Raw genomic sequence first — 8,192 nt, 5'->3', positions numbered from 1 at the left:
CTTCTCGGGGAGTCCGGTGATGCCGCCGATCACCATGGAGCCGAGCAGCAGCGAGCGGGCACCGGTGACCGGGTGGGTCAGGACGAGCGAGTGCTGGCGGAGGTCGGCGGCGGCCGTGTCCACGACGACCCCGCGGTCCTTCTCCAGCTCGGTCACCCGGTTCGCCATCCGCGAGGGGCCCAGCAGCCCGGCGACCAGGAGCCGGTCCACCACCGTCAGGGAGCGGACGACCCACGGCGTGCACAGGACGAAGAGCAGGCCGACGAGGCTGGTCACCGCGATCTCAGGAAGCGAAGCTGAGGCCGATGGAGGCGACGCCGGCCATGTAGGCGTGCTCGCTGCGAACGCCCAGGTCGTGCATCTTCTTGATGATCATGGGGGGCTCCGTTCTGTGGGGGAGTCTCGGAGTAACCACTGCCAATTCGCCAGTTGTCCCTGCCGTGGATGCACCCGGAATGTGGTGCCCGACGGTTGCCGCGACTCGTCACCGCTTGGAAGCTTCTGCCAGTCGAGTTGAGCGGAGTTGGTGCTGTGACGGACGTCGCGAAGGATGTGCGGGATGTCGGGTCGGAGACCGATGGTCCGAGCCTGTGGCGTCAGCGGGATTTCATGCTGCTGTGGAGTGGCCAGACGGTCAGTGAGATGGGGTCGGCGGTCACCGAGGTCGCTTTGCCGCTGCTCGCGGTCGTCGCGCTCAAGGCGAGCACGTTCCAGGTCGGACTGCTGACCGCGGCCACCACGCTGGCGTTCGCGGTGATCGCGTTGCCGGCGGGTGCGATGGTGGACGGCGCCGCCAAGCGTTCCATGATGATCGTCTGCAATGTTCTCCGTCTGGTGATCATCGGCTCGGTTCCGGTGGCGGCGGCGTTCGGCGTCCTGACGATGGCGCAGCTCTACGTGGTCGCGGTGGCGGCGGGTGTGTGCTCCGTGTTCTTCGACGTCTCGTACCAGAGTTATGTGCCGTCGCTGATCCGCGCCGATCACCTGATGGGCGCCAACGGCAAGCTCGGGACCACCCAGGCGTTCGCGCAGCTCGGGGGGCCGAATCTGGGCGGCGGGCTGGTCGGACTGTTCGGCGCCGCGGGGGCGATGACGGCCGACGCGGTCTCGTACGCGGTCTCGGTCCTGTCGATCCTCGGAATCAGGACCCGGGAGGAGCCGCCGCCGGCGCGGCCGGCGGACGAGACGCTGCGGCGCCGGATCGCCGAGGGGCTGAAGTTCGTATTCGGGCACGGCATTCTGCGCAGGGTCGTGGCCTGCACGGGCACCGCGAACCTGTTCAGCGGCATGAGTTCGGCGCTGGCGATGGTCTTCCTCATCCGGGTGCTGCACGTGCGTCCCGCGCTGACCGGGCTGGTCATGGCGGGCGCGGCCATCGGCGGGATCGCCGGGGGAGCGTTCGCCGGCCGGATCGCCAAGAAGGTCGGCTCGGCGCGCGTCATCTGGGTGTCGATGCTGGTCTTCAGCGCGCCGCAGGTCATCGCGGCGGCCGCCTGGCGGGGCTGGGGAGTGCTGCTGTTCCCGCTGGGCTGGGGCATCGCGTACTTCTCCGGGATGGTCTACAACATCGCCCAGCTCAGCTACCGGCAATCGGTGACACCGCCGGAGCTGATGGGCCGGATGAACGCGGCCGTCCGCTGGGTCGTGTGGGGCACGTTGCCGCTCGGCGGCGTCCTCGGCGGCGCACTTGGCACCCTGATCGGGGTGCGGCCCGCACTCTGGCTGGCGTTCATCGGTTCCTGGGCGGCCGGCTGGTTCGTCTTCTTCTCCCCGCTCCGCCACATGCGCGATGTTCCCCAACCCGCACACGCGTCCGCCCCCGTGGTCACGAGTTGATGGTGAGCGCGGGGTCGTCGCTGAGGCCTACGCATACGGCCCGGTCTTGATACTGATCCCGACGCCGTCGATGCCGGTCGCCGGGAACAAGGAGTCCTGCACGCAACCGCCTTGCGCCGGTACGCTGTGCTCGCTCCGTGTCACCCGACTCGCTGATCGTCACGATGTTGCCGCTCACGGACCCCGCAGTACACGAGCTTCTCCGACCCGACCCGACCCGGATCGACGCCTTCCTGCCGTCGATGAGCAGACCGGCTGAAGGCCTGGACCGAAGGGCTGAAACCACGTGCATCTGCCCTATCAGCGCGGCCCGTTGCACGACCTGCCGGACACACCGGAGGCTTACGACGCCGTCCTCGCCGACGTCACCGAGCAGGCCCTGGACCGCATCACGCCCGAGGGCAACCTCGAACACCCCGGCACCCGCCACGACATCGGCGACACCTCCCTCGGTGTCACCTCCCTGCTCGCCCTCGCCTGGCAGCGCGGCGGGGACCCCCGGCTGCCGGACGCGGTGCGCCGCGGCCTCGCCTTCCATCTGCGTGAGCGCGTCCACACCGAGGACAACCCCGGCTACCCGAACCTGAGGGCCGGCGGCACCGGTCTCCCGTACGCCCGATACGTCCACGAGGCGGGCGCGCATCCGATCGGCGACTGGCCGAGCACGGTGTGGGCACTGCTCCAGGCCGTCAACGTCCTGGACTCGGCCGACGGGCTCCTGGACGAGCAACAGTACGGTCGACTACGGGAGTTGGCGTACGGGTACTGGCGCTGGCTGACCGAGGCGACCTTCTTCAACCCCCAGGAGGCGGGCAACCAGGCCATCGGCTGTGTGGTGGGGGGTCTCATGCTGGCCCGCCATCTCCCGTACGAGGAAGGCGAGTCGGTCCGCGCGGGCGCCCTCGCCCTGTACACCGACGAGATCCGCGCCCACCGGGTCCGCGACCGGGGCGCGCTGCTACCGCCCGAGCACGGCGGGGCGTACGACAACAACTACGGCCCGATCTCACTGTCGTTCCTCGCCCAGGCCCATCGGGTCAGCGGTGAGGAGATGTTCGCCGAGGACGGCGACACCCTCGGCCGGTACATCGACGCCCGGCTGACCTCCGGCGGTTACGACTGCGGCGGTCCCCGCTACAGCGAACAGCACTCCGGCTTCGAATCCGTCCTGGGACTGCGCTACTACGGCAATCGCGTCGGCCGCGACCTCGGCCGCTACCGGGGCGACACCCGCTGGGGCCGGCACGCCGTGGGGCCGGACGGCCGGATCGACGGGCACTTCGCGTTCATGCTGGTCTGGCAGATCCGGGACACCAGCCGCTGGCACCGCACCCCGTCGGACGCTCCCGTCCGGCACCAACTGCGCCTCGGCTCCGTCTCGGTCGCCTTCGACGACCGCATGACCCCCTCCCTCGTCGAGGCGGGAGGCACCTACTACCTGCCCGCCGCCGTGCGCCGCCGGCACGGGTTCGGGCCGGTGACGGACGGGTTCCTGCTGTGCCGCCCGATGGGCCGGGTCCGGGTGCGGGACGTCCGCACCCGCGGACTCGCGGCGAAACTGGTCACGAAGCCGGTCGTCGGCCGGGACCAGGCACTGCGCCATGTGCGGTCGTTGTACGTCACCGACGGCACCCGCCTGTGGGTGACGGTCGCCGTGGAGCGGCTCGACGGGACGCCGTACCTGCTGTCCGGGCTGCCGTACGCCGCCGACGACGGTGACCGGGTGCGCCGCACCGCCGAGGGGGAGGTCGTCTCGGCGGGCGGCCTGCGCCTCACGCATCCGGCCCAGGCGGGCCCCGAGCAGTTCGACGCCCGCGACGAAGTCACCCAGGAACAGGCCGCGTTCGCGCTCGCCGCCGACCCGCGCGGCTACGGGAACCCGGACGAGGGCTGGCGCCATCTCTTCGCCTCCACCGCCCTGGAGGCCGAGCCGGCGCCCGGCGCACCGGAGGGACTGCACGTGTTCGCCGTCCGCTACGGCCCCGGCGGGCCCTTCGTCCTCTCCCTCGACGGCGACGAGCGGGCGCTGACCGTGCGCACCGAGGCGTTCACCGCCGTGATGGGGGAGCCGGTGGGCGAACCGAAGCTGACGCTGAGCGGCTGAGCGCGGCAGGGGTCCCTACGGTGTCCCGTCCGGCGCACCGGAGGCGCGGGACGCCGACGGCAGCGCGGTGGCCGGGACCACCAGGTCCGCCCGGTCCCGGGTCGCCGCGACCAGGTCGGCGTTGCGCTGGTCCGTGCCCAGCACCCAGGCGACGGCCGTCTCGTGGTCCTTGCCGAACTCCTCGTGCCGGGCGACCAGTCGGCGGATCCGTTCGTCCTCGGCGATCTCGCAGAACCACACCTCGTCCAGGCACGGCCGCACCCGCGCCCACGAACCCTGCTCCAGGAGGAGGTAGTTGCCCTCGGTCACCACCAGCCGGGCGGACGGCGGCACCGGGATCACGCCCGCGATCGGCTGCTCCAGCACCCGTTCGAAGCCGGGGGCGTACACGACCTCGTCGGCGTCCTCGCGCAGCCGCCGCAGCAGGGCCGCGTACCCGGCCGCGTCGAAGGTGTCCGGGGCTCCCTTGCGGTCCCGGCGGCCCAGCCGCTCCAGCTCGACGTCGGCCAGGTGGAAGCCGTCCATCGGGACGTACGCCACCCAGGGCGGCCCGTCGGCGTTCAGGGCGCGCACCAGGTGCTCGGCCAGGGTGGACTTGCCCGTCCCGGGGCTGCCCGCGATCCCGAGCACGGCGCGCCGGCCGTCCCGGGTGAGTGCATGGGCCCGGTTCAGGAGGTCGTCGAAGGTCAGGGGCACACAGGAGAGTGTGTCACCCGGAATTCTCGAAACATGTGGCGTGCGCCACTCACTGGAGTGCCCCTCATGGGGAACAGTGCTGGGTATGACTCAGCTCGGTCTGCCCGACGACATCCAGGCCTGTCTCTTCGATCTCGACGGGGTCGTCACCAAGACGGCCGTCGTGCACGCGGCCGCCTGGAAGGAGGCGTTCGACGCGTTCCTGCGCGACTACCAGGGCGAGCAGGCACGTCCGTTCGACGCGGTCGCCGACTACGACGAGTACGTCGACGGCCGCCCGCGCGCCGACGGGGTGCGTGCCTTCCTCGACTCGCGCGGCATCCATCTGCCCGAGGGGACCCCCGACGACCCGCCGGACGCCCGCACCGTGCACGGCCTCGGCAACCGCAAGAACGACCTGCTGCTGGAGAAGATCCGCACCGGCGGCGTCGAGGCCTACGACGGCACCCTGCGCTATCTGGAGGCCGTACGGGCCGAGGGGCTGCGCACCGCGATCGTCTCCTCCAGCGCCAACTGCCGGGACGTGCTGCGGGCCGTCGGCGCCGAGCACTTCTTCGACGTGCGGATCGACGGCGTGGTCGCCGCCGAGCGGAAGCTGCCGGGCAAGCCGCACCCCGACACCTTCCTCGCCGCCGCCCACGACCTCGGCGTCGAGCCCTCCCGGGCGGCCGTCTTCGAGGACGCGCTGGCCGGGATGGACGCGGGCCGCGCGGGCGGCTTCGGATACGTCGTCGGAGTGGACCGGGTCGGACAGACCGACGCGCTGTACGCGCACGGCGCGAGCGTCGTCGTCAAGGACCTCGCCGAGCTGGGAGGCAAGCAGTGATCACCGACCGGTCGTACGCCGTCGAGCCGTGGGCGGTCCGGGAGACCGCCCTCGACCTCGACGTCCTCGCCCAGAGCGAGTCCGTGTTCGCGCTGTCCAACGGCCATGTCGGCTGGCGCGGCAACCTCGACGAGGGCGAACCGCACGGCCTGCCCGGCAGCTACCTCAACGGCGTCCACGAGGTGCACCCGCTGCCGTACGCCGAGGCCGGCTACGGCTATCCGGAGTCGGGCCAGACGGTCATCAACGTCACCAACGGCAAGATCCTCAGGCTGCTGGTGGACGACGAGCCGTTCGACCTGCGCTACGGCCGGCTCGTCGCCCACGAGCGGGTCCTCGACCTGCGCCGCGGAGTGCTGGAGCGGACCTGCGAGTGGACCTCGCCGGCCGGCTCCACGGTCCGGGTGCGCTCGACCCGGCTGGTCTCGCTCACCCAGCGGGCGGTGGCCGCGATCGCGTACGAGGTGGAGGCGGTCGACTCCCGCAGCCGGGTGGTGATCCAGTCGGAGCTGGTCGCCAACGAGAGCCTGCCGGCGTCCGGCGGCGACCCGCGCGCCGCGATGGCACTCCAGTCGCCGCTGGAACAGGAGGACCACCAGGCCTCCGGCAGCCGGCTGCGGCTGGTGCACCGCACCCGGCGCAGCGGCCTGCGGGTGGCCGTGGCCGCCGACCACGTCGTGGCCGGACCGGAGCGCACCACGACCCGCAGCGAGAGCGGCACCGACCTGGCCCGGCTGACCGTCACCTCCGTCCTGGAGCCCGGTCAGACCCTGCGGGTGGAGAAGCTGGTCGCCCACGGCTGGTCCGGCGCCCGCTCGCTGCCCGCGATGGCCGACCAGGTCGACGCCGCGCTCGCGGCCGCCGCGCACGACGGCTGGGAGGGCCTGCTGGCGGACCAGCGGGCCTCCCTGGACGACTTCTGGGCGCGCGCCGACGTCGAGGTGGAGGGCGACGAGGAGATCCAGCAGGCCGTCCGGTTCGCCCTGTTCCACGTGCTGCAGGCCGGGGCCCGCGCCGAGCAGCGCGCGATACCGGCGAAGGGGCTGACGGGCTCCGGCTACGACGGGCACGCCTTCTGGGACACCGAGATGTTCGTGCTGCCCCTGCTCACCCACACCGCCCCCGCGTCCGTCGCCGAGGCGCTGCGCTGGCGGTACAACACCCTGGACGAGGCCCGCGAGCGCGCGGCCCAACTGGGGCTCTCCGGGGCCGCGTTCCCCTGGCGGACCATCGCAGGACCCGAGGGCTCGGCGTACTGGCCGGCCGGGACCGCGGCCTTCCACGTGAACGCCGACATCGCCGACGCCGTCGTCCGGTACGTCGAGGCCACCGGCGACACCGAATTCGAACGCGAGTCCGGGGTGGAGCTGCTGGTGGAGACGGCCCGGCTGTGGCGGTCCCTGGGCCACCACGACGGGCACGGCGTCTACCACCTCGACGGCGTCACCGGCCCCGACGAGTACAGCGCGGTCGCCGACGACAACACGTACACCAACCTGATGGCCCGCCAGAACCTGCTGGCCGCCGCCGACGCCGTCGAACGCCACTCCCGGGAGGCACGGCGGCTCGGCGTGGACGAGGAGGAGAGCGCGGCCTGGCGCGACGCGGCCGAGGCCATGCACATCCCCTACAACGCGGAACTCGGCGTCCACGAGCAGCACGCCGGGTTCACCCGCTACCAGCGCTGGGACTTCGCCGGCACCCGCGCCGACCAGTACCCGCTGCTGCTGCACTTCCCGTACTTCGACCTCTACCGCAAGCAGGTCGTCAAGCAGGCCGACCTGGTGCTGGCCATGTACACCTGCGGCGCCTACTTCGCGGAGCGGTTCGACGAGGACCAGGTGGCCCGCAACTTCGCGTACTACGAGCCGCTCACCGTGCGTGACTCCTCCCTGTCCGCCTGCTGCCAGGCCGTCGTCGCCGCCCAGACCGGCCATCTGGACCTCGCCTTCGAGTACACCGCCGAGGCGGCCCTGATGGACCTGCGGGACCTGGAGCACAACACCCGCGACGGGCTGCACATCGCCTCGCTGGCCGGTACCTGGATGGCGCTGGTGGCGGGCTTCGGCGGCATGCGGCGCGCCGGCGAGCGCCTGTCCTTCACGCCCCGGCTGCCCGAGCGGCTCGGCCGGCTCGCCTTCAACGTGCAGTTCCGCGGGCGCCGGCTGCGTGTGGAGATCGGCGCGGACAAGGCCACGTACGCGCTGCTGGACGGCCCGCCGCTGACCCTCCACCACCACGGCGAACCGCTCACGGTGAGCGGCGGCGAGCCGACGGTCCGGGCCGTACCCCACGCCGTCCGCCGTCCGGCCCCCGAGCAGCCACCACACCGGGCCCCCAACGGGGGCTGAGGCCCGGTCGTTTCAGGTCAGGAGCCGGACGGCGGGCACAGCGTCCGCCGTCCGGCTTTCCGGGCAGCCCGCACGAGCCGCCGCCGACCGGGGCTGATGTCCACCCGGTTCAGTTCAGCACGCCCGACAGCAGGCCCAGCAGGTCGCCGGTGGCGTCGGCCGCGAGCAGGGGTGGCAGGGCGCCCAGGGCGAGGACGGACAGGGCGGCGGGCCACAGGCGGGGGAGCGGGCTCGTCTGCAGGGCCGCGATCCGGCGGGTGACGGCCCGGTCGGCGAAGTGCAGCGCGCAGGCCGTGCGGGCGCGGCCCGCGGTGAGCGCGGCCCGTGCGAGCGCGCGGGCGGTGGTCCGCCGGTCCCCGACCGTGGCCGCCGCCTGCTC

The 8,192-nt window shown here is 72.4% G+C and carries 5 protein-coding genes and 2 pseudogenes; 4 read left to right on the top strand and 3 right to left on the bottom strand.

The window, feature by feature from the left end; translation table 11 throughout:
• Positions 1-93: 93 nt before the first annotated feature.
• A pseudogene (locus ACWEN3_RS35500) lies at positions 94-285 on the bottom strand (sensor histidine kinase); the annotation flags it as partial.
• A 246-nt stretch (positions 286-531) separates the two neighbouring features.
• Here ACWEN3_RS35500 and ACWEN3_RS35495 point away from each other — a divergent pair.
• The gene (locus tag ACWEN3_RS35495; protein ID WP_452979528.1) at positions 532-1,836 is read left to right on the top strand and encodes an MFS transporter; all 1,305 of its coding nucleotides are present in this window, start codon (positions 532-534) and stop codon (positions 1,834-1,836) included.
• 286 nt (positions 1,837-2,122) lie between these two features.
• The gene (locus ACWEN3_RS35490) at positions 2,123-3,940 is read left to right on the top strand and encodes a hypothetical protein (protein ID WP_452979526.1); all 1,818 of its coding nucleotides are present in this window, start codon (positions 2,123-2,125) and stop codon (positions 3,938-3,940) included.
• Positions 3,941-3,955: 15 nt separating this feature from the next.
• Here ACWEN3_RS35490 and ACWEN3_RS35485 read toward each other — a convergent pair whose 3' ends face one another.
• Entirely contained in the window at positions 3,956-4,636 is a 681-nt protein-coding gene (locus tag ACWEN3_RS35485) for a nucleoside/nucleotide kinase family protein (RefSeq protein WP_452979523.1), read from the bottom strand.
• An 85-nt stretch (positions 4,637-4,721) separates the two neighbouring features.
• On the opposite strand from ACWEN3_RS35485, the gene ACWEN3_RS35480 reads away from it, so the two are divergent.
• Positions 4,722-5,462 (top strand): HAD family hydrolase, encoded by a 741-nt coding sequence (locus ACWEN3_RS35480; protein ID WP_452979521.1) that lies wholly within the window; start codon positions 4,722-4,724, stop codon positions 5,460-5,462.
• Positions 5,459-7,813 carry a glycoside hydrolase family 65 protein gene (locus ACWEN3_RS35475; RefSeq protein WP_452979518.1) on the top strand — a complete coding sequence of 785 codons (2,355 nt, stop codon included), beginning with the start codon at positions 5,459-5,461 and terminating at the stop codon, positions 7,811-7,813. Before ACWEN3_RS35480 ends, ACWEN3_RS35475 begins: the two co-directional genes overlap by 4 nt.
• A 109-nt stretch (positions 7,814-7,922) precedes the next feature.
• On the opposite strand, the pseudogene ACWEN3_RS35470 reads toward ACWEN3_RS35475, so the two are convergent.
• Positions 7,923-8,192, bottom strand: a pseudogene (locus tag ACWEN3_RS35470) (M56 family peptidase); the annotation flags it as partial.

It is taken from the genome of Streptomyces sp. NPDC004561 (assembly GCF_053602155.1).
This window is presented reverse-complemented; position numbering and strand designations above follow the sequence as displayed.

What these genes read in the sequence shown, in the direction of transcription:
- ACWEN3_RS35480 (WP_452979521.1), top strand. Translation starts at nt 4,722, where the DNA reads ATGACTCAGCTCGGTCTGCCCGACGACATCCAGGCCTGTCTCTTCGAT.